This window comes from Lentilactobacillus sunkii DSM 19904 (assembly GCF_001435575.1).
Lineage (GTDB): Bacteria > Bacillota > Bacilli > Lactobacillales > Lactobacillaceae > Lentilactobacillus > Lentilactobacillus sunkii.
Map to the genome: position 1 here is coordinate 1 of NZ_AZEA01000028.1, position 26,811 is coordinate 26,811.

The 26,811-nt window shown below is 41.7% G+C and carries 31 protein-coding genes; 20 read left to right on the plus strand and 11 right to left on the minus strand.

The features are described from left to right. On the plus strand, nt 1–1,928 hold a 1,928-nt coding region (locus FD17_RS11450), incomplete at its 5' end, for a Cna B-type domain-containing protein (RefSeq protein ID WP_156653628.1). Nucleotides 1,929–2,077: 149 nt separating this feature from the next. On the opposite strand, the gene FD17_RS11455 is transcribed toward FD17_RS11450, so the two are convergent. From FD17_RS11455 to FD17_RS11465, 3 genes are read right to left on the minus strand one after another with little or no spacing between them, the layout of a single operon-like run. Beyond that, entirely contained in the window at nt 2,078–2,605 is a 528-nt protein-coding gene (locus tag FD17_RS11455; RefSeq protein ID WP_191983142.1) for a GNAT family N-acetyltransferase, read from the minus strand. 42 nt (nt 2,606–2,647) lie between these two features. Then, complete coding sequence (locus tag FD17_RS11460; RefSeq protein ID WP_057826311.1) at nt 2,648–2,827, minus strand: hypothetical protein; 180 nt, start codon at nt 2,825–2,827, stop codon at nt 2,648–2,650. A gap of 57 nt (nt 2,828–2,884) precedes the next feature. After that, a complete protein-coding gene (locus FD17_RS11465) occupies nt 2,885–3,064 on the minus strand; it encodes a hypothetical protein (RefSeq protein ID WP_057826312.1) in 180 nt (59 codons plus the stop codon). A 504-nt stretch (nt 3,065–3,568) separates the two neighbouring features. Here FD17_RS11465 and FD17_RS11470 point away from each other — a divergent pair. The 6 genes from FD17_RS11470 (at nt 3,569) to FD17_RS11495 (ending at nt 8,723) form a co-directional block, all read left to right on the plus strand. Continuing rightward, nucleotides 3,569–4,585 carry a ketopantoate reductase family protein gene (locus FD17_RS11470; protein WP_057826313.1) on the plus strand — a complete coding sequence of 339 codons (1,017 nt, stop codon included), beginning with the start codon at nt 3,569–3,571 and terminating at the stop codon, nt 4,583–4,585. Beyond that, nucleotides 4,582–5,796, plus strand: coding sequence for an aminotransferase-like domain-containing protein (locus FD17_RS11475; RefSeq protein WP_057826314.1), 1,215 nt, complete (start codon nt 4,582–4,584; stop codon nt 5,794–5,796). Before FD17_RS11470 ends, FD17_RS11475 begins: the two co-directional genes overlap by 4 nt. Before the next feature lie 286 nt (nt 5,797–6,082). Then, nucleotides 6,083–6,382, plus strand: coding sequence for a type II toxin-antitoxin system RelB/DinJ family antitoxin (locus FD17_RS11480; RefSeq protein ID WP_057826315.1), 300 nt, complete (start codon nt 6,083–6,085; stop codon nt 6,380–6,382). A 34-nt stretch (nt 6,383–6,416) separates the two neighbouring features. Then, on the plus strand, nt 6,417–6,662 hold the full coding sequence (locus tag FD17_RS11485; protein ID WP_235803215.1) for a type II toxin-antitoxin system mRNA interferase toxin, RelE/StbE family: 246 nt from the start codon (nt 6,417–6,419) through the stop codon (nt 6,660–6,662). Between the two features lie 117 nt (nt 6,663–6,779). Beyond that, nucleotides 6,780–7,241 carry an ASCH domain-containing protein gene (locus tag FD17_RS11490; protein WP_057826317.1) on the plus strand — a complete coding sequence of 154 codons (462 nt, stop codon included), beginning with the start codon at nt 6,780–6,782 and terminating at the stop codon, nt 7,239–7,241. A gap of 84 nt (nt 7,242–7,325) precedes the next feature. Continuing rightward, entirely contained in the window at nt 7,326–8,723 is a 1,398-nt protein-coding gene (locus tag FD17_RS11495) for an MFS transporter (protein WP_057826318.1), read from the plus strand. 170 nt (nt 8,724–8,893) lie between these two features. Here the strand turns inward: FD17_RS11495 and FD17_RS11500 are convergent, their stop codons facing one another. Further along, nucleotides 8,894–10,354, minus strand: coding sequence for an ATP-binding cassette domain-containing protein (locus FD17_RS11500; RefSeq protein WP_057826319.1), 1,461 nt, complete (start codon nt 10,352–10,354; stop codon nt 8,894–8,896). Nucleotides 10,355–10,561: 207 nt separating this feature from the next. Further along, complete coding sequence (locus FD17_RS11505) at nt 10,562–11,458, minus strand: 3-hydroxyacyl-CoA dehydrogenase (protein WP_057826320.1); 897 nt, start codon at nt 11,456–11,458, stop codon at nt 10,562–10,564. Nucleotides 11,459–11,669: 211 nt separating this feature from the next. Between FD17_RS11505 and FD17_RS11510 the strand changes: the two genes are divergently transcribed. From FD17_RS11510 to FD17_RS11545, 9 genes are all read left to right on the plus strand, one after another. Continuing rightward, on the plus strand, nt 11,670–12,008 hold the full coding sequence (locus FD17_RS11510; protein WP_057826321.1) for a helix-turn-helix domain-containing protein: 339 nt from the start codon (nt 11,670–11,672) through the stop codon (nt 12,006–12,008). Between the two features lie 66 nt (nt 12,009–12,074). Next, a complete protein-coding gene (locus FD17_RS11515) occupies nt 12,075–12,692 on the plus strand; it encodes a hypothetical protein (protein ID WP_057826322.1) in 618 nt (205 codons plus the stop codon). A 145-nt stretch (nt 12,693–12,837) separates the two neighbouring features. Next, complete coding sequence (locus FD17_RS11520; protein ID WP_057826323.1) at nt 12,838–13,212, plus strand: GntR family transcriptional regulator; 375 nt, start codon at nt 12,838–12,840, stop codon at nt 13,210–13,212. After that, nucleotides 13,209–13,922 (plus strand): ATP-binding cassette domain-containing protein, encoded by a 714-nt coding sequence (locus FD17_RS11525; protein ID WP_057826324.1) that lies wholly within the window; start codon nt 13,209–13,211, stop codon nt 13,920–13,922. Before FD17_RS11520 ends, FD17_RS11525 begins: the two co-directional genes overlap by 4 nt. Then, a complete protein-coding gene (locus FD17_RS11530; RefSeq protein ID WP_057826338.1) occupies nt 13,915–14,697 on the plus strand; it encodes a hypothetical protein in 783 nt (260 codons plus the stop codon). The genes FD17_RS11525 and FD17_RS11530 overlap by 8 nt, the downstream gene beginning before the upstream one ends. A gap of 130 nt (nt 14,698–14,827) precedes the next feature. Next, nucleotides 14,828–15,466: a CPBP family intramembrane glutamic endopeptidase gene (locus tag FD17_RS11535; RefSeq protein WP_082617214.1), complete on the plus strand. Its 639-nt coding sequence runs from the start codon at nt 14,828–14,830 to the stop codon at nt 15,464–15,466. Between the two features lie 118 nt (nt 15,467–15,584). Next, nucleotides 15,585–15,854: a 30S ribosomal protein S14 gene (gene rpsN / locus FD17_RS11540; protein ID WP_057826326.1), complete on the plus strand. Its 270-nt coding sequence runs from the start codon at nt 15,585–15,587 to the stop codon at nt 15,852–15,854. Nucleotides 15,855–15,882: 28 nt separating this feature from the next. Further along, on the plus strand, nt 15,883–15,999 hold the full coding sequence (locus FD17_RS13215; RefSeq protein ID WP_141736997.1) for a putative metal homeostasis protein: 117 nt from the start codon (nt 15,883–15,885) through the stop codon (nt 15,997–15,999). Nucleotides 16,000–16,230: 231 nt separating this feature from the next. Then, nucleotides 16,231–16,422, plus strand: a complete 192-nt coding sequence (locus FD17_RS11545; protein ID WP_057826327.1) for a hypothetical protein — start codon at nt 16,231–16,233, stop codon at nt 16,420–16,422. 54 nt (nt 16,423–16,476) lie between these two features. On the opposite strand, the gene FD17_RS11550 is transcribed toward FD17_RS11545, so the two are convergent. After that, the gene (locus tag FD17_RS11550; protein ID WP_057826328.1) at nt 16,477–16,863 is read right to left on the minus strand and encodes a DUF805 domain-containing protein; all 387 of its coding nucleotides are present in this window, start codon (nt 16,861–16,863) and stop codon (nt 16,477–16,479) included. 633 nt (nt 16,864–17,496) lie between these two features. Here FD17_RS11550 and FD17_RS11555 point away from each other — a divergent pair. After that, nucleotides 17,497–18,036, plus strand: a complete 540-nt coding sequence (locus FD17_RS11555) for a hypothetical protein (protein ID WP_057826329.1) — start codon at nt 17,497–17,499, stop codon at nt 18,034–18,036. Between the two features lie 119 nt (nt 18,037–18,155). Here the strand turns inward: FD17_RS11555 and FD17_RS11560 are convergent, their stop codons facing one another. Then, nucleotides 18,156–18,734, minus strand: a complete 579-nt coding sequence (locus FD17_RS11560) for a helix-turn-helix transcriptional regulator (RefSeq protein WP_235803216.1) — start codon at nt 18,732–18,734, stop codon at nt 18,156–18,158. A 160-nt stretch (nt 18,735–18,894) separates the two neighbouring features. On the opposite strand from FD17_RS11560, the gene FD17_RS11565 reads away from it, so the two are divergent. Further along, nucleotides 18,895–19,251, plus strand: a complete 357-nt coding sequence (locus FD17_RS11565) for a DUF6483 family protein (protein WP_057826330.1) — start codon at nt 18,895–18,897, stop codon at nt 19,249–19,251. Between the two features lie 50 nt (nt 19,252–19,301). Here the strand turns inward: FD17_RS11565 and FD17_RS11570 are convergent, their stop codons facing one another. From FD17_RS11570 to FD17_RS11580, 3 genes are all read right to left on the minus strand, one after another. Beyond that, complete coding sequence (locus FD17_RS11570) at nt 19,302–20,495, minus strand: ATP-binding protein (protein ID WP_057826331.1); 1,194 nt, start codon at nt 20,493–20,495, stop codon at nt 19,302–19,304. Nucleotides 20,496–20,650: 155 nt separating this feature from the next. Next, a complete protein-coding gene (locus tag FD17_RS11575; RefSeq protein WP_057826332.1) occupies nt 20,651–22,033 on the minus strand; it encodes a class II fumarate hydratase in 1,383 nt (460 codons plus the stop codon). Nucleotides 22,034–22,046: 13 nt separating this feature from the next. Next, complete coding sequence (locus FD17_RS11580; RefSeq protein WP_057826333.1) at nt 22,047–23,666, minus strand: malolactic enzyme; 1,620 nt, start codon at nt 23,664–23,666, stop codon at nt 22,047–22,049. Nucleotides 23,667–23,791: 125 nt separating this feature from the next. Between FD17_RS11580 and FD17_RS11585 the strand changes: the two genes are divergently transcribed. Together FD17_RS11585 and FD17_RS11590 are read left to right on the plus strand one after the other, a co-directional pair. Next, the gene (locus FD17_RS11585; protein ID WP_057826334.1) at nt 23,792–24,673 is read left to right on the plus strand and encodes a LysR family transcriptional regulator; all 882 of its coding nucleotides are present in this window, start codon (nt 23,792–23,794) and stop codon (nt 24,671–24,673) included. Between the two features lie 162 nt (nt 24,674–24,835). Beyond that, nucleotides 24,836–25,834 (plus strand): D-2-hydroxyacid dehydrogenase, encoded by a 999-nt coding sequence (locus FD17_RS11590; RefSeq protein ID WP_057826335.1) that lies wholly within the window; start codon nt 24,836–24,838, stop codon nt 25,832–25,834. A 119-nt stretch (nt 25,835–25,953) separates the two neighbouring features. Here FD17_RS11590 and FD17_RS11595 read toward each other — a convergent pair whose 3' ends face one another. After that, nucleotides 25,954–26,490, minus strand: coding sequence for a cob(I)yrinic acid a,c-diamide adenosyltransferase (locus tag FD17_RS11595; RefSeq protein WP_057826336.1), 537 nt, complete (start codon nt 26,488–26,490; stop codon nt 25,954–25,956). Nucleotides 26,491–26,811 lie beyond the last annotated feature (321 nt).

The following is a 26,811-nucleotide window of genomic DNA, read 5'->3' on the forward strand; positions in this document are numbered from 1 at the left end:
GGGACGAGATCAAATATACAGTTGTGGAATCCGCAGTTGATGGTTATACAACTGATAAAACTGATCAAACACCGGACAACGACGGCAAGGTAACCTTTAACAACCAGTACATTCCTGAAAAGACGAAGATTGCCGTGAACAAGTTATGGGCTGGCGTCCCAGAAGGTGTGGTCACCCCTGAAGTGACCGTAACTCTGTTTGAAAACGGTGAGAAGACGCCTCAAACATTAACGTTGAATAAGGATAATAAATACTCCGGTGAGTTTAAAGATTTACCGAAGACCGACGAAAAGGGAGCCCAGATCAAATATACAGTTGAGGAAACTAAAGTTGACGGCTACACGACTGATAAGAATGATCAAGCCCCTGATAATGATGGCAAGGTAACTTTTAACAACCAGTACATTCCTGAAAAGACGAAGATTACCGTGAACAAGTTATGGGCAGGTGTTCCAGACGGTGTGGCTACTCCCGAAGTGATCGTGACACTGTACAAGAATGGTGAAAAGACAGAAAAATCACTGACCTTGAACAAGGGCAATTTGTACACCGGCGAATTTACCGATTTACCAAAGACTGACAGCAAGGGAGCCGAGATCAAATATACGGTTGCGGAAACCAAAGTTGACGGTTACACAACTGATAAAGATGATCAAGCACCAGACAAAGACGGTAAGATCACTTTCAATAACCAATTCATTGCTGAGAAGACCAAGATCAAAGTGAACAAGATTTGGAAAGGGGTCCCAGCAAACGTTGTGAAACCGACTGTTGTAGCTGTTCTTTATGAAAATGGCGTAAAGACCGACAAAAAAGTCGAACTGAATGCCCTTAATAATTGGACAGCAGAATTTACTGATTTGCCAGTAACCGATGCTGATGGCAAGAAAATAGTATATACGATTGCCGAAGAGTCAGTTCCTGGTGGATATGTATCGTCAACATCGGGGATGCAAACGGTAAAAGACGGCGCGGTGACATTAACCAATGAATATGTACCTGGTAAAACGTCGATTACTGTCAACAAAGTTTGGCATGGCGTGCCGAAGGGAGTTGAAACCCCAAGGATTGTTGTGACGTTGTATGCAAATGGAAAGCCAACGGGTCAGACGTTGACGCTGGATGGTCAAAATGGGTACTTAGGCCGATTTGACAATCTACCGGAAACGGATTCAAACGGCAATCCAATTACCTATACCGTTGAGGAGACAGTGGTGGATGGTTATACGTCAACAACAACCGGGCAACGAGTTGCTAATAACGGGTTGGTGACGTTGGTCAACGTATTTACGCCAAGAAATACTTCAATTAAGGTAGTTAAAGAATGGTGCAATATCCCATGTGGGACGATTCCACCGACGATTACCGCTACTTTGTTTGCTAATGGGAAGATGACCGATAAAACAGTGACCTTGGATCGAAGTAATCATTACTCGGCAACGTTTGATAATTTACCAGAAACTGATAAAGATGGTAATCCAATTATCTACACAGTTGCTGAAACTCTGGTGCCGAACGGATACAGGGCCTCAACAGCTGGTCAGCAGCCGGTTAAAAACGGTGTGATTATCTTGAAGAACATCTATATTCCGGATACACCGATTAACCCGTGTGAACCAAAGAATCCTACATGTCCTAATAAGCCAACGTGTCCGAATACGCCGGGAAATGATAATAATCCAGGTGAGACTATTACAACCAACGAGACTGGTTTGGCAGATAAGGCAGTGGCTCAGGATTCATCCACTCCAAGCTCAGGCCAAACATCTCAGAGTACAGCAGCTTCTGTACCAGTCAACGCACCTACTGATAAATTACCACAGACAGGTGATCAAACTAAGCAGCAAATTGCATTAACGATTATTGGATTAATATTAATCGCTCTGATGTTGATTTGGAAATTTGCTGGATTAGATAAAAAGATGTAATGTGTTCGGTTTGCGATTGCGACAAATGAAAGACGGTTTCAACAACCTCGAGGGGATGTTGAAACCGTCTTTGTTGATATCTCATTGCTTTTCAAAAATACGTTAAAATCACAATTGAAAACTAATCGGAAACTGGTTTGCAATTATGCTTATTCATCGAATGCCGATAAATATTTAACCGTTCCTTTAACCCCATCAAGGCCGCCCTTTACTAATGCCTTAATCATATAAACATCATCGGGAACCGGAAACGGGGCCTTTATTCCAAACTTACTGGCTTTCTCATATCCAAATCTTGGGTAATAATCTGGCCAGCCCATGACACTGATAAACTTGTACCCAAGCCGAATTGCCCGGGTTTTAAGTTCATTAACGATTGCGGTTCCAACACCAGTTTTCTGAAAAGCTTGGTCAACTGTCAATGGTGCCAGGCAGAGGCCGGTTGCCGAAGATTCAGAGCTTATGACTTGGATTTCACTGAGAAGGCCATACCCAATAATCTGATTGTTGTTTTCGGCTACCACTTCCAACCGCTTGTTATAAGTTGGATCTTCTCGAATACGATCAACCAGCTCTGCTTCATTGCGATAGCCATTTGACGTTTTGGAAAATGTGCTGCGGATCAAGTCACTGACATTTGAGTAGTCACTTTGACGGATTGTTCTAATCATCAGCATATGATGTCACCTCCAGTTTAGCTTATGTATCTATTTCAACTTCTATTTTTTCCTGTCGGTATGCGAGATATATGATGCGGCACCATAACAAACAATCAAAATAACCAATCCCACGGTGACCAATGGGACAGCAACTGTTCGATTACCCATGATTAAGAAAATGACGGCACTGATGCACATTGCCATCGAAATCAATCCTGCAAAACCAATAATTGCGCGCATTTGAATCGCCTCCATTTTTTTGCTTGATTGTATCTGTGTGATGTCCCTAAGGGGAGCTTACTTTCTCTGTTCGCGGCGAGAAACGACAGACGATGCAACTTTGGTGACAATTAAGACAATCGTTCCCGCCACCAAGAGAGGAACTGCGATGTTCATCTTATCCAATAACAAAAATATAATGGCTCCAACGCAACTTGCCATTGCTAATAAACCTGCAATTCCGATTACTGTTCGCATTCAATTAACCTCCAGTTTTAAAGTTATTAATATATTAATTATAACTGAATCCAACACCTAATATCAAAAAAATCAAAATAATTATTCTTTCTCAAACGCTTGATAAGATGGCATTTTGATGAGACGTTTCTAATTAATTTCAAAAAATGGTGTTGACAGGATCTTCGTTCATGAGCTATAGTTCATTCAACATTTAAATACGACTAATTGATTTGGTCCGGTGGATTAGAATCTTAGCTTTACAAAGAGAGTGCCTGGTCGGTGTGAGGGCATTAAAACTACGATTTGAAAGATCGAACTCGATAAGTTCACTTTTCGAGGTGAGATGGTAGCACCCATTAACGTGCGGACGTATCGGAAGTATTTTTCCCGTACGTTTTGAGGAATTGTCTGTGAAGATAATTCAAATTAAGGTGGTACCGCGTTAACTTAACGTCCTTTGGTTTTTATAACCAAAGGGCGTTTTTTTAGTCGGATTAATAAAAAATAGAAGGAGTGGTCATTATGAAGTACGGTATTATTGGCGCAGGAGCAATGGGAGTAAGGTATGGTGTTATGTTACAAGAAAATGCCGGAGTTGATGTTGACTTCATCGACACTTGGGAACCAAACGTTGAGAAGATCCGTCAACAAGGTGGTGTTACCGTTGCCCGTGATCACGAAAATCGTCGCATCGTTCCAATCAACATTTACTATCCAGAAGAATATAAGGGACATCCAGATGTTTGGATCATCTTTAAGAAGCAAATGCAATTAGCTGAAGAAATGGAACGCGACAGTAAAGCCGGTATCTTCCATGATGACCAATATGTCTTTTCAGCAATGAACGGCATGGGACATTTTGAAAAAATCGAGAAGTACTTCCCTAAAGATAACATTATTTGTGGAACTGCAATGATCGCAACTCGAATGGATGGTCCAGCAGACATTGATTTCATGGGTGCCAAGGGCGATGAAGTCATGCATATGGCACGATACAACAACGAAAAGCCGGACACCAAGACCCAAGCGATCTTCGATGACTTTACCAATGCTAAGTTAGGACCAGTATTCGCCGACGAATGGAAAGGCATGTGCATGTCCAAAGTTGTCTTTAACGCGGTGACCAACACATTATGTACAATGTTTGAAATGCAGATGGGTCAGTTCATCGAGTATGAAGGTGTTCGTCAAATGTCACGACAATTATTTGATGAAGCATATGATGCATGTGAACGAGCAGGCATTTATCTAATTGCCACTCGTCAAGAACAAGTTGATTCAGTTATCACAGTAAGTAAAGAATACAAATACCATTATCCATCAATGTATCAGGACTTCTCAAAGGGTCGTCCAACCGAAGTTGACTATATTAATGGCTATATTGCAAAAATTGGTCGGGAACATGATTATGTTTGCCGCACTCACGAGTTTGTGGTTCAAGAAGTTCACATGGCTGAAATGATGCGGAAGTATCACAAACCACAAACCAATGTGGCCGATAAACATGATGATTCAGAAAAGGCAGGTGTTCGCGTATGAGTTTCCAATTTTCAGAACGGGTTCCAAAAAACGATAGTGATCCAGTCGGCGACATCTTAAAAGTCGCAGGCAGTCCAGATATCATTTCCTTCGCCGGCGGGTTACCCGCCCCTGAGTTATTTCCCATTGAAGCTTTAAAAAAAGTGACCAACGAAGTCTTCGATGAGAGCGGACGTGAAGCATTACAGTATGCTTCAGCGGTTGGGTATCCGGCATTACGTGAGCAGATTGCCAAACGCATGAACAAGCAGGGCATTAAAGCAACGGTGGATAACATCATGATTACCACCGGTTCGCAACAGTCAATCGACATCACTGCTAAGATGTTTGTCAATCCTGGTGATACAGTGATCGTCGAGAAGCCAACCTATTTATGTGCGCTGGATGTATTCCGAAGTTATGGTGCCCACATTGTCGGCGTGGAAATGGATGAGGACGGCATGAAGATGGATCAATTAGAGAAAGCCGTTGCTGAAAATCCGAACACAAAGTTTATCTACACGATTCCTAATTTTCAAAATCCAACCGGCAGAACCATGTCCGCTGAACGCCGTGAGCAGATGATTGAGATTGCCAACAAATATGACATCATGATCATGGAAGATGATCCATATGGGGCAATCCGTTTTGCCGGCGACGATATCGAACCGGTTAAGTTCTATGACAAAGAAGAGCGGGTCATTTATTTAAGCACATTCTCCAAAATCTTAGCTCCTGGCTTAAGATTAGGCTGGATTGTGATGAATAAGGACTTAATGCCAAAATACAGCGTGATGAAGCAGTCCGCTGATGTCCATTCAGACAACTTAACCCAGCACATTGTTGCCAAGTTTATGGAAGAATACAACATCGACGAACACGTTGCTAAGATCCGCAAGGTTTACCGCCAACGTGAGAACGTCATGATGGCAGCCATTGAGAAGTATTTCCCAGCCGGCGTCAACTACAGTCATCCAGAAGGCGGCCTGTTCATTTGGGTCGAAGTACCTGGTGACGTAGATACCATTCAATTATTCAAAACCTGCATTAAGCACAATGTGGCCTTCGTTCCAGGCGAACCATTCTACCCTGACAAGGTTACCCCTGGTACGTTCAGATTGAATTATTCCAATATGTCTGAGGAACAAATTCAAACCGGAATTAAGCGTTTAGGCAGTGCCATTAAAGAAACTATCGAAGAAGATGCAACGACCAGTGTTGCGCAACAGTAATTGATCAATCAATAAGGGGGTTGATACCAGCATTCGAATTAAACGAACGGGCCAACTCAGATAGCTCCACCCACATATTTGGAAGCGTTGATGCTTAGCAGGTGACTCCTGACACATATGTATTTATAGTAGAAAAATGAAAATAATGATGAAATGAAATTGAAAGTCCGGGCAGGCATGCCGGGGCTTTTTATATTGTTTCAAACCAATTGACAATGAGTTCAGATATCAATATAATCAATTATAGATAAATGGGTGACATACGTATGACGAGGGAGGATCCAATATGCCTAAAACACCACAGAAGATTGATAGAATTAGTGTTCGCGTATCTCCAGAAGTAAAGCAGGCGGCCAAAGACCAATTAGCCAAAGTTGGGCTTAATTTGTCTGATTATATTCAGTTGGCATTGGCCAACCTTGCGATGGGCGAAGGAGATTATTTAAACTCACCAAGCGCCTTGGAAGCTAAATACCAGGCAGAACATGGCCAATCGGAGACGATTGGTGATGGGTCGGATGCAGATTTCGAAAAGTATTTAAAAAAATTAGAAAGCGAAGACCGTCATGATTCGAAAACGGACTAAACACTTTGACCACTCCTTAAAGAAGCTTATTAAAATGCATTATCCGGTTGAGCTTATTCGAATCGTATTGAATGCCATAGATGATCAGGATGAACAATTACTCAAGAAAGCACATGATCATGCCTTGAAAAACAATTGGAAAGGATATCGAGCTTTTCATCCTGGACGTTTAGCGAAAGCAAACCACCACGTGTTAGACAATTGGGTTGTCATCTATACGATTGATGAAGATGCGATCGTTCTGACATTAATTGATACGGGTTCACATAATATTTTTTAACATCAAATTTTAGATTATGCTGCCGCCAGGAAGGGGTGGCTTTTTATGTATAAGCTTCATTTAAGCTCCCCAAAGTACACTGGGTCCATTAATCAATAATGAATGGAGGATTTAAATATGGATATTTTAAAAATGGACGCAACAGAATACTGGGAAGATTTTATGAATCGAAATAAAGTGCAGCACACAAACTTTGAGACTTGGTCGTTTGCCGACCGGCCGAACTCAACTGATATGTTGGTTGAGATGGTGGTGCGTGGACAGAAAACCGCATACAGCTCCTGGTTTGACTTTTATGACGCCGATCAGGCAGTGCCGAAAGTCGGTGATTATCGAATTGTGTTGAAACGCAACGGTGATCCGGCGTGCATCGTTCAGTTGAAGGTGGTTGAGATTGTCCCATTTAAATGGGTATCCCAAGAGCACGCCTATCTGGAAGGTGAAGGGAACCGCTCGTTGAAGTATTGGCGGCAGCTTCATAAACAACTTTTCCGCAAGCAGGCTAAGTTTCAAGGCAAGTCCTTTTCACTGGAAAGCCCATGCATTTGCGAAGTGTTTGAAGTTGTTGATACTCCTTAAATTTAACTGTCAGCTCTCTTGAATAAATGGTAGTATGTTAGTTGCGAACTAATTCGACTACAATCAATTTCGGGGGGCACCAGCGTGAATACCATAACCAACGATCAAAACGATCATGCAAAACAGCATCCATTCTTAGTTATTACTGTGATTGCATTTATGACCTTCATGGGGGTTCTCACTGAAACTTCAATGAACGTCACTTTTCCAACTTTAATGAAACAATTTAACGTTTCGCTGCCGACGGTCCAGTGGGTGACCACCGGCTACCTGCTGACAGTGGCTTTGCTGACAATTACATCGGCGTTCTTGAAACGGCGGTTTACCAACAAGCAGTTGTTTGTTTCCGCCGCCTTATTGTTCATCGCTGGTGATGTGATGTGTGGGCTGGCACCAAGTTACTGGGTATTATTGGTCGGCCGCATCATCCAAGCGGGTTGTGTCGGGCTCACCGGTCCGTTGATGAACAATATTATTTTGGATGTTGTTCCGGCTCATAAATTAGGCACCTATATGGGGATGGCTAATTTGATTGTTTTGGTTGCTCCCGCGTTGGGCCCGACATTTGGGGGTGCGGTGGTTTCGTTTGCCAGCTGGCGGATGATTTTTTGGATCACCGTTCCGATCACCCTTCTCCTCCTTGGCCTGGGCATTTTCATTATCAAACAATATACCCCAACGCAGCATTATGAGTTTGATTGGCTGCGGTTTGGCGTGTTGGCCCTGGCAATGATTACCTTACTGATGGGCTTCAATATCATGGGCCAGCCCGGTGCCCTGATTAAATTTATTAGTTACATGGTTGTCAGTGCCATCTTGTTTGGCACATTTGGCTGGCTGTCCAAATCCAGCCACAAAGCACTGTTTAAGCTTTCGGTATTTAAACGACCGGTCTTCTTATTCAGCTTTTTGCCATATGTATTTCTGCAATACTCCAACATTGGCTTGAATTTCATGCTGCCGAGTTATGTTCAGATGGTGAACGGAGCCACCGCCTTTATTGGTGGTTTGATTCTGTTGCCCGGAAGTGTGCTGAATGGATTGGGCCAGCCAATTTATGGGTGGATGCTCGACCGGTTCGGTGGTAAGCTGCCGCTTTATCTTGGAAATTCCCTGTTCCTGATACCAATTGCCATCATGATGGTGATGGGCCAGGAAATGTCGGTTCTTGTCATCACTATCCTGTATACGATATACGCCACCGGCCGTTCAATGGCCTTTGGAAATAGTATGGCGTATGGCCTGAAGCATTTGCCGAGGGATGAACAGAAGGATGCCAACGCCATTTATGGAACTGGAAACATGTTGGCGGGATCGCTTGGAACCACGGTGATTGCAACGATGATGACATCGGTCCACATCAGTACCCTGTCCAATGTGGAAAATATCGTGGTGGGCAGTCGCTTAGCATTTGGGATGCTCGCACTGCTTGGCGTGATTAACTTTTTCCTGTTTAGGAGATTGTTTAAGAGCAGTAAGTAATTGTACTTGGTGCAGGGAGTTGATGGATAAATGACTGATAATTCAGAAATATGTAACTAGAGTTTTATAACACCTGTATATACGAAAGCGGCACCCTAAAATCTTTAATCAGATTTAGGATGCCTTTTTTGATTCGATTTGAATTTTTAATTAAGACGTTTGAATTCTTATCAATCTGGCTTTTTTAACTCAACTTGTTGAGTGGATGTTTCACGAATAAAATGTTCATCATGGTCAATCAGGATTAATGAAGGTTGAGAGTCTTTCACCAAGTTGATCAATTGTTCCCGGGCACTGATGTCCAGATAATTTGTTGGTTCGTCCCAGATCAGTAAAGTGTGAGGCTTCGTAAGTGTATACGCTAGTGCGGCTTTTTTGGTTTCCCCCATACTCCATTCTTGTGGAGATGCCAATAGCCTGCTTCTGGAAACTCCAAGTTGGTGCATGATATTCCAGACATTGGTTCGCTCCGCCAAAGGGCCATCTGTAAAAAACGGACTATTTCGAACAAACGATTCAAAGCTTTGAGAGAGATACCCGATGTCCTTCGGCAATGTAATCAGCTGATAACCATCGTAGTTAAGATCTACTTTCTGCTGTAAGAATTGAATGAGTGTGGTTTTTCCAACCCCGTTTGGACCATAAATTGTTAAACGACTATTTGCATGGAAATCGACACTGATCGGTGAGAAAAGTTTCGAGCTGTTTCGGAGAATGGAAAATGAACGGAGGCTGAAAAATAAGTTGCTTCCAGTATTGGACTGAATGTTAGTGGTCAAATTATCTACCTGATCAATATCATTGAGGAGTCCTTTGCGTTCTTGAGATTTTTCACTTGCTCGTCGTTTAAAAGCCTTCACTCTTTTCATCATTTTCTTGGCCGATTTTCGACTGGAAGCGTCGTTACTTTCTCGTTCTTTTTGTTCTGCCCATCTTTGTTGTTGATTAGCGCGGTGATCCAGTTGCTTGATTGATTTTCTAAGTCGGATATTTTTTTCTACGGCCGAATGGTCACGGATTTCCTTATTGGATTTCCAATCATTGATTGACCCACTAACAATGTCAACAGTGGAGCGATTTAAGGACATGACGTGGTCGACAAATGAATTTAAGAAGCTTTCATCATGGCTAACACAAATGAAGCCGGACTTACTGCGTAGATATTGACCGACCAGTTTACGACCACTAATATCAAGGTGATTTGTCGGCTCATCAATCAGTGGGAATGATCCGGGTGTCATAAACCCGCGTGCAAGCAATACCCGGGTTTGTTCTCCACCGCTCAGTGAATCAAATGGCCGTTGATCATAACTCTCTCCAATTCCAATGTGTTCAAGTTCAATTCTTGCCTGCCATTCTTCTCCACCGGTACTTGTCATGACATCCATGACCGATTGTGATGGGTCTGAAGGAAATTCTGGAAAATAGCTAAACTGAATGTTCGTTTTAATAGCTCCCTGATTATCCAAGTTTCCTAATAGAAGCTTGAGAAAGGTCGTTTTCCCTCGGCCGTTTCTACCAATCAGACCCAATCTCCAATGATCATCAATGTCGACTGAAAGATTGTGGAAGATCGGTTGATCTGAGTCTAGATACTGATACGATAAATTTTTTACTTGAATGGTTCCCATGAGGAACATCACCTTATTTCTGTGAATGCATATTATTGACGTTGAAAGTACCGGTGGCTTTCAGCAAAAAGACCGGTAAAACGTGCTGTTTCAACTTTATCATATAAGTGCCATTATATTAAATAAATATGTGAATATTTCTTAGCGAGTGTGAGAAATAAAAAAACTCCGAGAGATGATTCTCTCGAAGCTTTGATACATTTTAACTTAAATCTTCAAAAAGTTCGGATCCTTATAAGCTGGATTTGGATAGTGGTAGAATCCTTCGCCGGCTTCCATACCCAACTTGCCTTCATCAAGCAATTCCTTCAGCTTGTCGGCAAGAACTTGAGCGTTTGGATCTTTATCGTTCTTTGCTTGAGCCAAAGTGATGTTGTAAGCAGTTCGGATTCCAACGACATCCAAGATTGCAAATGGTCCCATGGGTGCACCGGTGGCTGCCATCCAGGTCTTATCAATCATTTGTGGATCGGCAACGCCCTTGACCCAAAGGCCTTCACCCGCACTCAACAGTGGGATTAAAAGTGAGTTCAGGATATAGCCTGGTTGTTCTTTCTTTAATTCAATTGGAATCATGCCAATGTCACGGGCAAACTGAACAATTTCCTTATAAATATCAGGATCGGTCTTTGGTGATCCCATGATTTCAGCGGTATTGTTCAACCAAACTTGGTTGGCAAAGTGCATGTTCAAGAACTGAGCCGGACGACCGGTATCTTCCATGAACATACTTGGTACCAAAGTTGATGAGTTGCTGGTGAAAATGGCATCTTTAGGTGCTAATTTGGCGATCTTAGTATAGAAGTCCTTCTTAATGTCGGGACGTTCCGGAATGGCTTCAATCACCAAGTCGGCGTTTTTGACAGCTTCGGCGAGATCCCAAGTATAGCTGATTCGGGACAGTCCGGCTTCAAAATCGGCATCGGTGGCTGCAATATCATGCTTGTACATGTGACGCAGATTCTTGATTCGATCTTTTGCCTTGTTAATGGCATCTTCGTTAATATCGTAAACAACAACTTTAAAGCCTTTATAGGCAGTTTGGTAGGCGATTTGGCTTCCCAAAACACCACTACCTGCAACCGTTACGTTTTTAATTGCCATAATGTAAATCCCCCTTATACATTGAAAGCGGTTACCTGATTCACCTTAATTATAATTGGTTGGGTATCGAAAGCAATAAAATGCATTTGAAAAGTGTGATTGGAATCATGCAACTGCTGGTTGCATGCCCATGCTCTTAAGATTTGCGTGCCAAAATGATTCATTAATGGCATAATAATGACAATTAATTGAGGAAAGAGAAGTGATCCACATGGTGTTGGGCAAGCAGATTAAAGAAGAACGTGAAAAGCAGGACTGGACACAGGGCCAACTGGCTGAAAAACTGCACGTTAGCCGTCAAGCAATTTCCAAGTGGGAAGTGGGTTCGGCATACCCTGATATTGAACGACTGATTCAATTAAGTGATTTGTTTACCGTCAGCTTGGATAGTTTGATTAAGGGTGATGAAAATTTACGTAAGCAGATAGTCATTGCCGACAATCATCGGCCAATGAACTTCTGGGAATTTATGAACAATAATCGGTCCCTGATCATTCCGGTTGCCGGCCTGATATTTGTGGCGGTTATTGTAATTTTTGGAAACCAATAAGCCGTTCTCTTGCATTCCCCCTTGAATAAGCATATATTGACCGCGAAACCAAAGGGGGAATTTGTTATGTTTAATTGGGAAACATTTGAACCAAGTGAGTACAGTCGGAATCCGGAACCAAGTTATGTGGATTTAACCACTAGAAGTTACGTCACTGCCGAGGGTCATGCGACCAAGCATACTGATGACCCCGACTTTATGCGATTGGCACAAGCGACTGCCAAAGTAGCAAAGGCGATTAGCGGCGGTCCTGACAAAGGGATTCCGATTGAAGGCTTTAAAGAGTACCGACCATATCCGGTGCAAGCAGTTTGGACAGATACCGGGGATGGCGAGGACTTCAAGATTTGGATTAAGCAGCCGTTGTTTATTAATGAAAAAGACTTTGATGCCGCCCTTACCCAAATTGATTTTTCCGATTTTGATCTGGGAGAAATCAAGTTTGAGCATTTGGCTGAAGGCATAGAAATTCAGACGATTAATACTGGGACAGTCACACCAGATAGTGAGGCCTTGAAAGTGTTGACCGACACGATTCAAAAGAAAGGCTTCACCCGTCTGTATGATGATCAGCATCGTGAAGTTTACATTGATGGCTTGCCGATCGATTCCAGCAAGTTGGTTTTGGTTCGATTGGCAATTGACGCGAATGGGCAGGAACTGCTGGGATTAGTGCATAATTAATAATTTGATATTGATTTAACCGCTGTATTGTTTGGTACAGCGGTTTTCTTTTGCCCAAATTTCATTTAATCGGCAATTTACTTGCACATTCTCAAATTGTACGTTATAGTGTAATAGTAAAATATAACACTAGGGAGGTGGCACAATGAAGTTCGATGACAAGATCCCAATTTACTACCAGATTAAGAATTATATCTATCGTGAGATCATTGTTGGTAAATTGGCCCCAGGCGACAAGCTGCCGGCTGTCCGTCAACTGGCCGTTGATTTGACTGTTAATGTTAATACCGTTCAGCGAGCACTCGGTGAGCTGATTTCCGAAAAGATTATTGAACCGCAACGTGGCAAAGGCAACTTCGTGACAGAAGACAGGGACACAATAGGGAAACTTAAAAAAATGCTGATTACAGAACAACTTCAAGATTTGTATGAAAACCTCCATAAGCTCAATGTGAGCGATGAAGAGATCGTGAGTTACTTGGAAAATTATATTAATGAAAGAAAGCAGGTGCAATTATGACGAACACGATTGAAATTAAAGATTTGAATTACCGGAAGAATTATCGCAGTATCCTTGAAGATGTGAACTTGAACATCGGCAAAGGCAAGACGGTTGGTCTGCTTGGTGAGAACGGAGCCGGTAAAACAACTTTGATGCGATTAATTGCCGGGGTTGCCAAGGGCGGTTCAGGAAGTATCACCATTGATGGGAAAACAGACGTGCCGGTAAAGAAGTCATTTGTCAGCTTTAGCGAACAGCTGAATGGCTTTAACCCAAGTATGAGGATTGACAAGATTATCCGATTTTACGAGGATGTGTACCCCGACTTCTCTACTGAAAAGTATAATAAAATGGCTGGATTCCTCCAGATTGATGAAGGTTTGCGGTTGTCTGCCCTGTCTAAAGGGATGAAAGAGAAACTGGTTATCGGTTTGACCCTTTCAAGGGACGCCAAAGTTTATTTGTTGGATGAACCATTTGGCGGGATTGACAGTATGTCTCGAAAGAAGATCATTCAAAGTATCATTAAATGGAAGAGTGATGATGCGGTGATCCTGGTTTCCGATCATTATGTTTCCGAAATTGCCAGCATCTTGGATGAAGTCGTGATCATCAAAGATCGCACCATTTACACGCAAAAGAGTGCCGAAGAAATTCGTTCGAAGTACGCCGAAGGAATCGAACAATACTACGAAAGTATTTATGAAGGGAATGATATTGATGACTAGTTTCTACAGCTTACTTAAATCACTCACTCGACCAAAGATCACGCTCATGAACCGGATTTTATTAATTGATGTCATTGCCATTGTATTGACGATTCTGTACCAGGTTTACCGGGGAACGATGGGGAATGAAACGCCGATCGCAGATACCATGTCTTATGGAATGGTTGTCGGGTTTGCGGCATTTGTCCTGCTATCACGAAATAGTGAACATATCTTTGTCAGCGATTCATACCGTTTGATCCCGGCGAGTGATACCAAACTATATTCGGTTAACCTGCTGTCTTCATTTATCGGATTGATGTATGCCGGCATTATTCAGGCAATCTTGATCTTTGTCACCGCAATTCCATTTTGGAATGAAGTCATGAAATCTTTGAAAGACTTTGCAGATTACGCTGCTGACAAACCAGATTTTATCCAGAACCTGCTTTATACGGGGACAGGCGCACTACTGTTAGCAATTGCTGCCAACGTTCTCTTGTGGACATCAATCACTTTGATTCATTTAACCGGGAATGCACTTACCGCTTTTCTACCGGATTCACGTCAGAAATTCTTTAGATTTGTCCTGTACGTTGTCGTTGTTGTTGCCTTCTTATATGTATCTTCAATTGTTGTCAATCGGGTTGATGGGGTAATCGACCACTTCTTCAATCTGAACGGAGATACAATTGCCAGTCTCTACTACGCAACTGTCTACCTTCTCGGATTTGCAGCATTGGAATCTGTCGGGAGTGTTTATCTCCTCAAGCATTGGGTTGAGACAGGAGACTAATCTTTTCATTTAATCTTATTGGTCATCGGAAACTTTCCGGTGACCATTTTTTGTTGTTCTGTTTTAGTGATATAATCTAAACCTAAATAATAAGAAACGGTAGGCAGCAATTTTGAGAAAACCTTGGTCAATGACAACTTTTTACCTAAGCTATGGATTCATGGTTGTCCTTTGGTTCTTTGGACGGGAACTGATTAATTTTATAAACGATCAGTATGTGTCTGGAATGGCGAGTGATTTGACCAGTCTGGCCATTAAAGCAGTTATCATGGTGGGACTTGGTGCCATTTGGATCAATCAAACCAATGATCAATTATGGGTCAAGAAACGCAAACTTTATAACGGAAACTTTCCGAAAATATTCTGGATTGTTTTAGCGATGTTTATTGGGTATTTGTTTGTTCTCATGTTTGGTGCCCATCATGGCTTTTATATTCAAGCCAATCCATTCAGAAGCGGCGAGTTTATCAGTGTTACTTTGGGTGCCGGACTGATTGAAGAGTTCTTATTCCGTGGCTTCTTCATGAACCTTTTGATGAACCGTTATGGGATTGTGACGGCTAATATTATTCAGGCGTGTCTGTTTCAAATCAGTCATTTTCCATTATATTATCTGGAGGGTTTAACGATGACATCCTGGTTGGTTAGTATTGCCAATGTTTTGCCGCTTGGGCTGATCTTTGGTTGGATCTTTTATCGAACCAAGAACTTGTGGGCCGGCACGATTTTGCATTGTGTGTGGGACACTGGGGTGACTTTATTTATATAAGCAATCAATTCTTGACACAAACCTGATTTCTTGGCATAATAGTAACCGTTACTATTGAGTGTACACAAAATAACCTAAAACCCATTAATGAAAAAAATAAATTATTTGGAGGTATTACATGGCAAAAAAGTCAAAGATTGAAAAGAACAAACGTCAAGAAGCATTGATTGCAAAGTATGCTAGTATTCGTCGCGAATTGAAGAAGGAAGGCAACTACGAGGCTTTAGCCAAGCTGCCGAAGGATTCCAATCCCAACCGGCTCCGTAATCGTGACGAGTTGGACGGCCGTCCTCGTGGATATATGCGTAAGTTCGGCATGTCACGTTTGAACTTCCGTAAATATGCTCATCTTGGTCAGATCCCTGGTGTTCATAAGGCCAGCTGGTAATTCTTCATTCTGAAAAGGAGTGATCGACATGGAAAAGCAAGATTTAGCGAGTGCATATCGCCGCTTGAAAAGCCCAAGCATTAAGATTCGTAAGCGGGCTTTGAAAATTATTCATGAAGCAAAAGCTAATAAGCGTCACAACTAAAATTGTGCATAAAGGCCTCATAATTGATTACTTTTAATCAGTTGTGGGACCTTTTTTTACAGGAATATTACATTTTGAGAACTCAACGCCATTCTCTTGACTTGCCTAATGATGTTTTGTACGCTAATAATAACGTAAGATATTTCGAATCTCATATGTTATGATGGTAACTTTGGTTTGGGAGATTAAGCGCGTTTCTAGTTGCTCACGGGAAAGAGCGAGGCGTTTGCTATGAATATTAAGCGGGTATTATTTTCAATGATTTTTGGTGTTCTGAATTTTGCTGCTGCCTATCTATTATTTGACCCAGTCATGTCGATTGTTGATCGACAATTTCAGGAAGGTGACCTTTACCAGATAATCGCAGTGTTGACTGTGACACTGATTTTGGACATTGGCACTTTTCAGGAGATTGCTAAATAACGCAGAAGACTGATTCCAATGTTGGTTTGGAATCAGTCTTTTTGATATTTTCAATTAAAGTTGGTTCTGGTTTCGACTCCATCGTGAATTGGAAACTCCTGGCAGTATCATCAAAATAAAGAACCAGATTGCGCCGATAAATGGCACTAGTTGCATCAGAATCCACCAGCCACTGTGGTCGGTATCATGTAAACGGCGAACTTTTAGTGACCATGTTCCAATCCAGACAATACATACAACGAACTTCCCGACATTGTTAACGTATAGATCACTCCAAGTGTAGATGGTTTCCAGCGGATGCCCCAACGCAATTTCAATCATTGTTACGACGATACCGCCTAAAAAGTAATTGAGAATGATTGGCCACCAATATTGTGATCGGTTGGCCTTTGCGTTGAATGTCAAAATGTGACGCCAAAATTCTCCGTAAGACTTAATCATAGCTGACTCCTTGTTGTAAAAATAATGTACTGACAAAGTATATCATTAATAGTCCAAATAATGATGACACTATTCTTGTGAGTAGAAATAACAAAAAATGTTACCAATTCGTTGTTTATCTCCCATCTGTGTTTCCTCGCCCGAATCTTCATGACTTATCTTTAAATACTATATGTATTTAATACGCTCATTGATGTTAATTGCCAAAACTTTACATTTATAATTGAATGTGCTATATTATAAGCACAAAAAATATTGGAACATTGAAGCACTGAAGCCCCCAGCAGTTGGTCCTGCTGAGGGCTTTTTTCATGGCCGAGTTGTCGCCTTAAAAATTGTAATTTATTTAAGCCAATGTGCAAACAAAATAGAAATGAGAGCGACCATAAGCGGATCCAAAAAGTACTGGAACATCAATGCACCTCCTAACTATCGCTAGTTGAGGAAAGGCGACTATAATATTATATCAATAATTCCAAGATAAAAATACCTAAAATAGTTAATATATCCCAATAACTCCCCAGCATAATTCCAATCAGTAAACGAAGTCTGCATAACTGTACCGGGTTTTAATTTTTTAAAATAATGGTATGTTAGAGAGTATAAATGGCTTATTAGGGGACGTGTTCTTGCATGACAGGAAAAATTAAGATTAACAAATCTATTGTAAGGGCTTTGCTGCTGTACGGTGGATTAATCTGGCTCATATTTATTATTGCGATTATCCCTCATTTTGGGGATATGATGGCCTTACATGACCCGGGCAATTTTGGTATTTCAAAATACACGATTTCGGACACATTATATTTTGCGTGGCGGTTCCCACTTACATATCTGGTATTTTCACTGATCCATACAAAATGGTCAGTGGTAGTTCCGGTCGTTTGGTATTATTCAATGTTGGCAATCTCACTACTGGAGGTAGTAGTGGATCTTATTCGTGGCGATTTCTTTGTTGCGGGTGTAATCCTGATTGATTCGCTGGCATTTGGTGCTGCAATTTACTTTTTCTCGCTTGTCACATTAAGGATCATTCATAACAACATGTTCATCAAAAGTGACAATTATCTTGTGCGTTGGTTTGGTGCTTTGAAGATGTCACTGGGTGAATACTGGCAGTGGCTGCTGGGTTCGTATGTGTTGTATTTGGTCGTCAATTTATTTGCAGATTAATAGGAGCATGCCGTGGACCTTACGTTAGTCTTGGTAGACAAATATGCATCTATTTTGAACGGAACAAAGAAAGGTGATTCTCGAGTTTGAGAGTCACCTTTCTTGTTGAGTTATAAATATTAGAAAGACCAACCCAACCAGTAAATACCAATTAAAATTGTTAATGTGAGGCCAATTGCGATCCCGATAAATCCTCCGAGAATCGCTAAAATTATTTTGTGTTGAACGCTCATTTTGGATTTCGATGAAATTTCTCCAGTTTTAATGTACTTTAATATTTCTTGATAGGTGTTGATTTGCAGAAAGTTGGTTTGCGTCATTAGAATGATGATCAGCACAACGCCCAAGGTGGTACTGATAGATAATGCCATTACTGAAAGTAATAATGGGAACCACTTCATACTGATTAAAGAAAAATATGTCAGTAGAATACATAAAACAATTCCTGCTATTAACCACCTCGTTTTTCCAAGCATGGATTGGGCTTTAAATACTCGGACATCATCGTGAATGAGTTGATCAAGTGAGATGTTGTATAGGTCACAGAGTAGTAGCAAACTTTGAATGTCTGGATATGTTTTTCCTGTTTCCCAGTGCGAGATTGTCTGCCGCGACACAAGGATTTTCTTCGCTAGTTCATCCTGTGTGTAATGGTTCATTTTTCGGAAATGAATTAATTGCTTGGTAACATACATCATAATCATCCTTCTTAAGTTTGCGGTTGGTTTGTGATCTTCATAATGCTCCGTACATTGTCTTTTACATTTGATGGTTGACTGGTTTAACGTCTAGTGAGTTCCCTGCAATGGTGTTAGCTTATATATGAACTCAAACGATTAATTCAACGGAGGAAATCAAATGGAACAAGATGAAGATTTTTTGACTAGACAAATTCGATCCATTGGTGCTGGCTTGGGGTACATGATCGGCGGGAAAGATGGGGGTGGCAGCCAGATTATATTTCCCAAAAAGCAGAGTGAACTGTTACCACATCAGGGTGATTTGCAAAAGCTGATCGATGAGCAGAGATTCGGTGAAGCTGCTGATCGGTTAACCAGACTAGAATTTACCATAGCGGGTGAACAATATTTTAACTTATGTTTGTGGTTCTTTACAAGCCTCAATCAATATACGGATAATGAGTTGCGGGCAGGTGGTTATTCGAAAATTCAGATTTATGATCAACTTGCAAAATTGAAAGATCAGATCAAGTAACCAATGAATGAGATAAACAATCTAGAATTAACAGAAGGGTCCAAAACGGTCTATTCATCTTCAAGGAGCCAATCAACAATGTTTTTGACTGGAATACCATCAATCTCCTTAAACTCATAGTATCGTTGAGTAATCAAAAGTTTTTCATAGTTATCCCTAATGTCCAGTAGATTGTCTGTTTCATGCTTATTATTGGGGATTTCATAAGTGACTTGCACGTAAAGCACCTTATCGACTTTTCGCGCTACAAAGTCAATTTCTTTTGTATCAAGCTTTCCAACATTCACGGTGTAACCGCGGCGAATAAGTTCCAAGTAAACGATGTTTTCAAGTTGTCCGCCATAGTTGCCGGGATGATGATCAAGTGCGTTCCGTCGTAGCCCAGAATCAACGATGAAATATTTACCGCTGGTTTTTAGGTAATCTTTTCCACGAATATTGTATTGACGGGCACGGTAAAATAGAAATGCATTTTCAAGGAGTGTCAGGTAACGTTCGATTGTATGGTTGCTGGTTTTGAGCCCATCACTTGAAAGTGTGTTGGCAACCTTTGAGGGTTGAACCAGTTGACCGATATTGTCAGACAAAAAGGCAACCAGTGATCTTAAAATATCGGTATCACGAACGTTTGCCCGCATCGAAACGTCATTTAAAATAATTGTGTCGTAAATTCCAGATAAGATAGTATCTTTGATTTGTTTGTCAGCAAGTACGACTGAAGGAAATCCACCGTATTGTTCATATTCCAAGAATGCTGCATCAACAGTCCGAGAATCGGAGTCAATATTTTTGGCCATCAAGAATTCCTTGAATGAAAATGGATAAATTGGGATTTCAACGTATCTGCCGCTTAACAAAGTTGCAAGCTCTCCTGAAAGCATGTGCGCGTTGGAACCCGTGAGAACGATGTCACAGTCGTAGCTGACACGGACAGCATTAACAACCCGCTGCCAACCATCAACCATCTGGATCTCATCAAGCAATAAATAGGTTCGTGCATCCTTGCTTAGTCGAGCTGAAAGGAGTTCACTCAACTGTTCCTGATTAGTGACTTTGAGTAAAGAGAATTCTTCAAAATTTAGATAAACAATATTTTCTTTTGGGATTCCTTTTGAGATCAGATAATCTCGATACAGCATTAAAAGAACCGATTTGCCGGCACGCCTGACACCTGTGATTATTTTAATGTTTTCATTATCCTTAAACTGAATGAGTTTTTTTAGGTAAGTTGGTCTTTGGATCATAAGAATTCCTCCTTATGGAACTATGCTTCCATTATAAGAGAGATTAAAGGCAAATGGAAGTATAGTTCCATAATTTCGAAATTCTAGCATAAATGGAAGTATGCTTCCATTCCCCAGAATATAAAAACTGGATTGCCATTCGCAATCCAGCTTTCTTATTTCCGATCATTATTCGTCATATTAATAGGTTTCATCCACTTGTCAAAATCTTCTGCAGTGACATAACCCAGCTTGAGAGCGGCAGCTTTTAATTTTGTGCCGTCCTTATGTGCTTGTTGAGCAATTTCAGCCGCCTTGTGATAACCGATGTGTGGTGAAAGGGCGGTTACTGTCATCAACGAATTATCGACCAACTGCTTCATCCGATCTGGATTGACCGTAATCCCGACAACCATCTTATCGGTAAAGTTGTGAAGGATACCGGTAAGTAGATTAACGGATTCCAGAAAACTATTGATGATGACCGGCTTATAAACGTTCATCTCGAAGCTTCCTTGACTGGCAGCCACTTCAATAGTGGTGTCATTACCCATCACCCGAGTAGCCGCCATTGTCATGGCTTCAGCCTGGGTCGGATTTACTTTGCCCGGCATGATTGAAGAACCGGGTTCGTTGGCAGGAATGCTTAGTTCCCCATAACCGGCGCGTGGGCCACTGGCCAGAAAGCGGATATCGTTGGCAATCTTTAGCAAATCAGCAGCCAGAGTCCGGATAGCGCCATGGGTAACGGTTAAGCCGGAATGATTGGCCAACCCATAGAACTTGTTCTGAGTTTTGAACGGTAGATCGTATTCCGTAGCAAGTTCAGTGACCATTGCGTCAGCAAAATCCGTCGTTGTATTGAGCCCGGTACCCACAGCTGTCCCGCCGATCGGTAACTCAAGCAAAGTTTGGCTGTTTTCATTTACAAATTGAAGGTCATGTTCCAGTGCACTCACCCAGCCGCTAATTTCCTGGCCAAATGTAATTGGAGTGGCATCCTGTAAATGAGTCCGACCGATTTTGACGACATCCCAATATTGTTTCTGTTTATCTTTGAGAACCGCAATCAGGTGTTCGATTGCCGGTTTCAATTGCAGGATGGCGGTTAATGCAGAAATGTTCATAGCCGTGGGAAAGGTGTCGTTGGAACTCTGGGAATGGTTAACATCGTCATTAGGAAGGATAGCCACTGAATCATCTATCTTCTGACAAAGGTTTGCGATAACTTCGTTAACATTCATATTGGTTTGCGTTCCTGATCCGGTCTGGTAGACATGAAGCGGGAAGTCGGCCATCAGGTTCGCTTCACTCAATGACAAGAGCTTTCGACAGGCTTGTTCAATCAAGTCTGCTTTGGTTTGATCCAGAGTTTTCTGAGTTCCGTTCACGATTGCAGCACACAGCTTAATGTTGATTAGTGTGCGGATCACTTGAACCGGCATGAGCGGTCCGGTGGGGAAATTATGTCTGCTTCGTTCAGTTTGGGGTCCCCAAAGTGCATTTTTTGGCACTTTAACCTGTCCAAGTGTATCTTCTTCAATCCGATATTCAGTCATGCTGACCTCCATGTTAATATTCTGGCTTCCATTGAGCTTTTTGAATCGCATTGGAAACTGATTTCATTGGTTTCTGGTTGAGTTTCTGATCGACTGCGCTCTGGGCAACGGCTTTAGCGACCGTGTCAGAGAACTGATTGAGCTTGGTTACTGGTGGTAAGACTGCAGCACCTGGTTGAGCTGGATCGACAATTCCGCCAAGTGAATGAGCAGCAGCGGAAATCATGGCATCATTTAAAACGGAAGCGGAACTGGCAATCGCACCAAGTCCAAGCCCAGGATAAATCAGTGCATTGTTAGCCTGGCCAATATGATAGGTGACGCCATTATAGTTGACGTCGTCAGATGGAATACCTGTTGCGATAAGGCCCTTTCCATCAGTCCATTTGATCAAATCGTCTGCCTTTGCCTCAATTAATTTGGTTGGGTTGGAGATAGGAAAGATAATTGGTCGCTCCGTATTCGCTGCCATTTTCTTGATCACAGCCTCGGTAAATGTTCCGGGTTGAGTTGAAGTTCCCACTAGAATAGTTGGGTGAACAGCTTTAACCACTGACAGTAGGCTGGTTAACTCATCGGCATTCGCAAATTCACTTCGCGATCTCGCAAAGGGTTTCTGTTCTGGTGTGAGATCCGGTGTATCGTCAAATAGTAATCCCTGCTTATCAACCATATAGAAGTGCTTTTTGGCCTCTTCGGGTGACAATCCCGCTGCAACCATTTCATTATAAACCCGCATGGTAATTCCTGCACCGGCTGTTCCGGCACCAAAGCACAGGTAAGTCTGGTTGGTCAGCTTTTGTTTGGAAATATTAAGGGCGCCGATCACACCTGCTAGGACAATAATTCCGGTTCCTTGAATGTCGTCATTAAAGACTAACTGATTATCTTTGTATTTATTCAAAATATTGGCGGCGTTTGATCGGCCAAAGTCTTCAAAATGCAAATAAACGTCTGGGAACAGCTTCTCCACAGCTTGAACAAATTGGTCAATATAATTGTCATAGCGCTCGCCATGAACTCGATGCTCTTTTAACCCCAAATACAATGGATTCTTGAGTAATGATTCGTTATTGGTTCCCGCGTCAATGACAACTGGGAGGACTTCACTTGGGTCGATCCCAGCAGCCGCGGTATACACCATTAGTTTACCAACGGTTATATCAACTCCTTGGGTCCCCCAATCACCGATTCCCAAGATTCCCTCACCATCAGTCACACACAGCAGGCGAATCTTGCGACCATTTGCTGCATTTCGAAGACTGGCCTCGATTGAATCGGGATCGTCGATCGACAAAAATGCAGCATTTTGGGGTTGAATGAAGAACTCACTATACCGTTCAACGGTTGTTGCGATCGTTGGGTCGTACACGATAGGCATAAATTCATCCATATGCTGTGAAAATGATTTGAAGAACAGCACTCGATTTTCGTTGAAGATGCTCATCAAATACATCCGTTTTTCCAGATCCGAAGACTTGGTTTGATATTGCTGATAGACTTGTTCAGCCTGTTCATCAAGCGTTTGAACCTTAGGTGGCAGCATGCCGACCAGTCCCAGCTGTTGTCGTTCAGTTTCTGTAAAAGCAGTTCCCTTGTTATTAAATGGATCATTTAAAATTGATTGTGTCACAACATTTTCCCCTTTTCTTATTATTTTAAGGATAGTCTGAAAAACTTTGTATAGTCAATATGATTAGTTTCAATTATGATTAATAATAGTAGACTTCACAATCCTTTAAAAGTGGGGAAATAAAGATGAATATCAATGATTTGAAATATTATGTTGCGTTATCAAACGAGAAAAACTTCTCAAAAGTTGCTCAACAATACTCAGTTAGCCAGCCAACAATTTCGGCTGCAGTGAAGCGGCTTGAGTCAGAATTCAACAGTCAACTTCTCATGAGGGGGAATCCTCACAAGGCCATTACTTTGACCCGTACCGGTGAGCAGTTGTTGGTTCATGCTAAGGAAATCCTGTACCATTATCAACTGGCTTCAACCGAAATCACTAATAGTCAACGGAAACATTTGGTAGTGGGTATGCCGCCAATTATTGAAACCAACTACTTTCCGCTCATTGCCAAGCAGCTGCCAAAATCTCTTTTGGGGAATATTGAAACTGTTGAGGAAGGCTCGTTGTCTGCGTTGCAGGACCTCAAGAGCGGTAAGCTGGATGTCTCCTTTTTGGGCTATGTGGACAATGTGGCCGACTCTGAATTAGTAATCGATGAGTTTAATCAACAGCCCTTTTCTATCCTTGTCGCCAAAAGTAATCCTCTGGCGAAGCTGAAAACCGTCTCATTTGCTCAATTACGAAACGAATCATTCATTTTGTTCAAGAATAATTTTGTTCACGATCGGGTATTTCACACGTTAGCCCAGCAAAATCACATCCGGCCACAGGTTATTTTCCGATCAAGCGAATCTCAAAGTATTGTGAACATGGTTGCCGATGGGATTGGCATTAGCCTGCTGACACAAGCAGTGAAGGTCAACAATCCCAATGTTGTTTCATTGAGACTGAACGACGAACCACAGCTTATGTTCAAAATTGGATTTGCGTATCGCAAGTCAACAATCTTTGGGGAAGACCAACGTAAGATTCTAAAGGTGATTAGAAAAGCACTTAAACTTTAGATTTAAAAGGTATGTATGCTGAAAAAGCGATCTGGCAGGCTTTCTTAGGAAATTGGCTTGTAGTGAGTCCAAAATTCCTTTGACAGCAACTGTTTTATGGGGTATATTATAATCTAATTTTAATCGTTTTATAATTTAATCCAAGCAAAGGCTGGTGCAATCATGAAAAAGATTTTAGCTTACAATATTTTGGGGTATGAAAAGGAATTTGTGTTGGAATGGGCTGCAGAGCATCCGGATGTGAAGGTTGACTTTAATTCTGTCGAACTGCATGACGATACCGTTGAACTTGCCAAGGGATATGATGGCATTGATTACCGTCAACGAAGTGTGCTCAGTGATACGCCTGATTTGTATCAAAAGCTACATGATTATGGCATCACTCAGTTGGCATTACGATCTGCCGGGGTAGATTCATGTAATTTAAAGTGGGCTAAGGAAAATGGTTTGACGATCACCAATGTTCCGTCTTATTCGCCGGAAGCGGTTGCTGAAATGACATTGACGCATGCTTTAAATCTGGTTCGTCACATTCCTCAATTTCAATCCCGCATTGCTAAAGATGATTACATTGTCGAAGGACTACGCTCCCGAGAACTTTCAGAAATGACTATCGGTATCATCGGTGTTGGCCGAATCGGCAGCACAGTTGCCAAGATCTTCAAGCGGTTTGGTGCACGGGTCCTTGGAAACGATATTAAAGAAAATGATGATTTCCGTGACCTGGTTGAGTATACTTCCAAGGAAGATATTTTCAAGAACGCTGATATTATCACGATGCATACATACATGAGTGAAGATAATTATCATATGATTGGCAGTGAACAATTTAAGCAGATGAAGGATTCGGCATTCTTTATTAACTGTTCAAGGGGCCCGATTGTCGACACTGATGCACTGATAGAAGCGTTGGAACACAAACAAATTGCCGGAGCCGGGATTGATGTGATTGAAAACGAAACAGAAATCTTTAATCAATCATTTGATGGGGATATTCCCCTGAAAGCTTATACCAAGCTAAAATCAATGGACAACGTCTTCTTAACCCCGCATGTCGCCTTTTATACTGATATTGCGGTTCGAAACATGGTTAAACAGTCACTCGATGACACACTCAAATTAATTAGTGGGAAGTCAACTGAGCACACGATAAATGTTTAGCGAACATAAAAGAAGCTAAAAGAAAACAATCTAAGATAGGATACAGTCAAAAGTTGATGTTAATCAGCTTTAATCGTATTTCATCTTAGATTGTTTTTTAATCTGAATTGTTTTTCGGATTATTGTTTACTCTTAACTTCCTCGTAGCCTTCCAAGAAGTTGGCATATCGTGCGAGAGCAAATAGATAATCTGAAAGCCTGTTCAGGTATTCGAAAATTTCATCGTTAAGCGGCTGCTGCTTATCGTTTAACTCGATGACCATTCGTTCTGCACGTCTTGCCAATGAGCGGGCATATTGGAGTGAAGCCCCGGCTTGATTACCGCCCGGTAAGATAAATGCTTTGATTGGTGGGAGCTTGGCCATGATTTCATCAATGGCAGCCTCAAGCTTTTTGGTATCGTCAAAAGTGATGTTGTGGTGACGTTTGACGGTAATATCTGCTTGCAGCTCATAAAGATTCCTCTGAACCGTTTGAATCTCCGGCGCAAGTTCCTTACTCTTTGGGGATAGGACTGAAACAACATAGCCTAACCATGAATCCAGTTCATCCAATGCACCCAACGCTTCAATTTGTAGATCATATTTGGGGACCATCTTTCCTGTAACTTGTTTGGTTTTGCCATGGTCACCGACTTTGGTATAAATCTTTAACATGTTTTTACCTCCGAAATTTATGTAATGAAAAAGGTCAGACGCAAAACGATGTTTTGTCCTGACCTCATTCCGTGCAAATGATTATTTTTAACTTAGCCTTTCGATGGGGGACGAAAGGTTAAGGTGGAACGCTTGATTTAGTGGTGATTGGCTGGGTGTGCTTCTCAATATTACCTAGCCGAAATGTGTTCCGACGGGCCTGACCCCTACTGTGTAAGCCAAAAATTTTAACGATGAACAAGGACCGTTCATCGTTAAAATTTCCGGCTTACACTCCGGGGCCAACCAGCTCTCGTCACACTGTTATGAAGTGACCAATGT

Bases quoted from the DNA above. Each gene is read 5' to 3' on its own strand.
- FD17_RS11460 (WP_057826311.1), bottom strand. From the start codon at position 2,827: ATGCGCGCAATTATTGGTTTTGCAGGATTGATTTCGATGGCAATGTGC.
- FD17_RS11480 (WP_057826315.1), top strand. From the start codon at position 6,083: ATGCCTAAAACACCACAGAAGATTGATAGAATTAGTGTTCGCGTATCT.
- FD17_RS11500 (WP_057826319.1), bottom strand. From the start codon at position 10,354: ATGGGAACCATTCAAGTAAAAAATTTATCGTATCAGTATCTAGACTCA.
- FD17_RS11485 (WP_235803215.1), top strand. From the start codon at position 6,417: ATGCATTATCCGGTTGAGCTTATTCGAATCGTATTGAATGCCATAGAT.
- FD17_RS11490 (WP_057826317.1), top strand. From the start codon at position 6,780: ATGGATATTTTAAAAATGGACGCAACAGAATACTGGGAAGATTTTATG.
- FD17_RS13215 (WP_141736997.1), top strand. From the start codon at position 15,883: ATGGAAAAGCAAGATTTAGCGAGTGCATATCGCCGCTTGAAAAGCCCA.
- FD17_RS11470 (WP_057826313.1), top strand. From the start codon at position 3,569: ATGAAGTACGGTATTATTGGCGCAGGAGCAATGGGAGTAAGGTATGGT.
- FD17_RS11465 (WP_057826312.1), bottom strand. From the start codon at position 3,064: ATGCGAACAGTAATCGGAATTGCAGGTTTATTAGCAATGGCAAGTTGC.
- FD17_RS11535 (WP_082617214.1), top strand. From the start codon at position 14,828: ATGACAACTTTTTACCTAAGCTATGGATTCATGGTTGTCCTTTGGTTC.
- FD17_RS11475 (WP_057826314.1), top strand. From the start codon at position 4,582: ATGAGTTTCCAATTTTCAGAACGGGTTCCAAAAAACGATAGTGATCCA.
- FD17_RS11575 (WP_057826332.1), bottom strand. From the start codon at position 22,033: ATGACTGAATATCGGATTGAAGAAGATACACTTGGACAGGTTAAAGTG.
- FD17_RS11565 (WP_057826330.1), top strand. From the start codon at position 18,895: ATGGAACAAGATGAAGATTTTTTGACTAGACAAATTCGATCCATTGGT.
- FD17_RS11550 (WP_057826328.1), bottom strand. From the start codon at position 16,863: ATGATTAAGTCTTACGGAGAATTTTGGCGTCACATTTTGACATTCAAC.
- FD17_RS11595 (WP_057826336.1), bottom strand. From the start codon at position 26,490: ATGTTAAAGATTTATACCAAAGTCGGTGACCATGGCAAAACCAAACAA.
- FD17_RS11505 (WP_057826320.1), bottom strand. From the start codon at position 11,458: ATGGCAATTAAAAACGTAACGGTTGCAGGTAGTGGTGTTTTGGGAAGC.
- FD17_RS11530 (WP_057826338.1), top strand. From the start codon at position 13,915: ATGACTAGTTTCTACAGCTTACTTAAATCACTCACTCGACCAAAGATC.
- FD17_RS11545 (WP_057826327.1), top strand. From the start codon at position 16,231: ATGAATATTAAGCGGGTATTATTTTCAATGATTTTTGGTGTTCTGAAT.
- rpsN (WP_057826326.1), top strand. From the start codon at position 15,585: ATGGCAAAAAAGTCAAAGATTGAAAAGAACAAACGTCAAGAAGCATTG.
- FD17_RS11520 (WP_057826323.1), top strand. From the start codon at position 12,838: ATGAAGTTCGATGACAAGATCCCAATTTACTACCAGATTAAGAATTAT.
- FD17_RS11585 (WP_057826334.1), top strand. From the start codon at position 23,792: ATGAATATCAATGATTTGAAATATTATGTTGCGTTATCAAACGAGAAA.
- FD17_RS11560 (WP_235803216.1), bottom strand. From the start codon at position 18,734: ATGATGTATGTTACCAAGCAATTAATTCATTTCCGAAAAATGAACCAT.
- FD17_RS11525 (WP_057826324.1), top strand. From the start codon at position 13,209: ATGACGAACACGATTGAAATTAAAGATTTGAATTACCGGAAGAATTAT.
- FD17_RS11510 (WP_057826321.1), top strand. From the start codon at position 11,670: ATGGTGTTGGGCAAGCAGATTAAAGAAGAACGTGAAAAGCAGGACTGG.
- FD17_RS11555 (WP_057826329.1), top strand. From the start codon at position 17,497: ATGACAGGAAAAATTAAGATTAACAAATCTATTGTAAGGGCTTTGCTG.
- FD17_RS11455 (WP_191983142.1), bottom strand. From the start codon at position 2,605: ATGCTGATGATTAGAACAATCCGTCAAAGTGACTACTCAAATGTCAGT.
- FD17_RS11590 (WP_057826335.1), top strand. From the start codon at position 24,836: ATGAAAAAGATTTTAGCTTACAATATTTTGGGGTATGAAAAGGAATTT.
- FD17_RS11570 (WP_057826331.1), bottom strand. From the start codon at position 20,495: ATGATCCAAAGACCAACTTACCTAAAAAAACTCATTCAGTTTAAGGAT.
- FD17_RS11515 (WP_057826322.1), top strand. From the start codon at position 12,075: ATGTTTAATTGGGAAACATTTGAACCAAGTGAGTACAGTCGGAATCCG.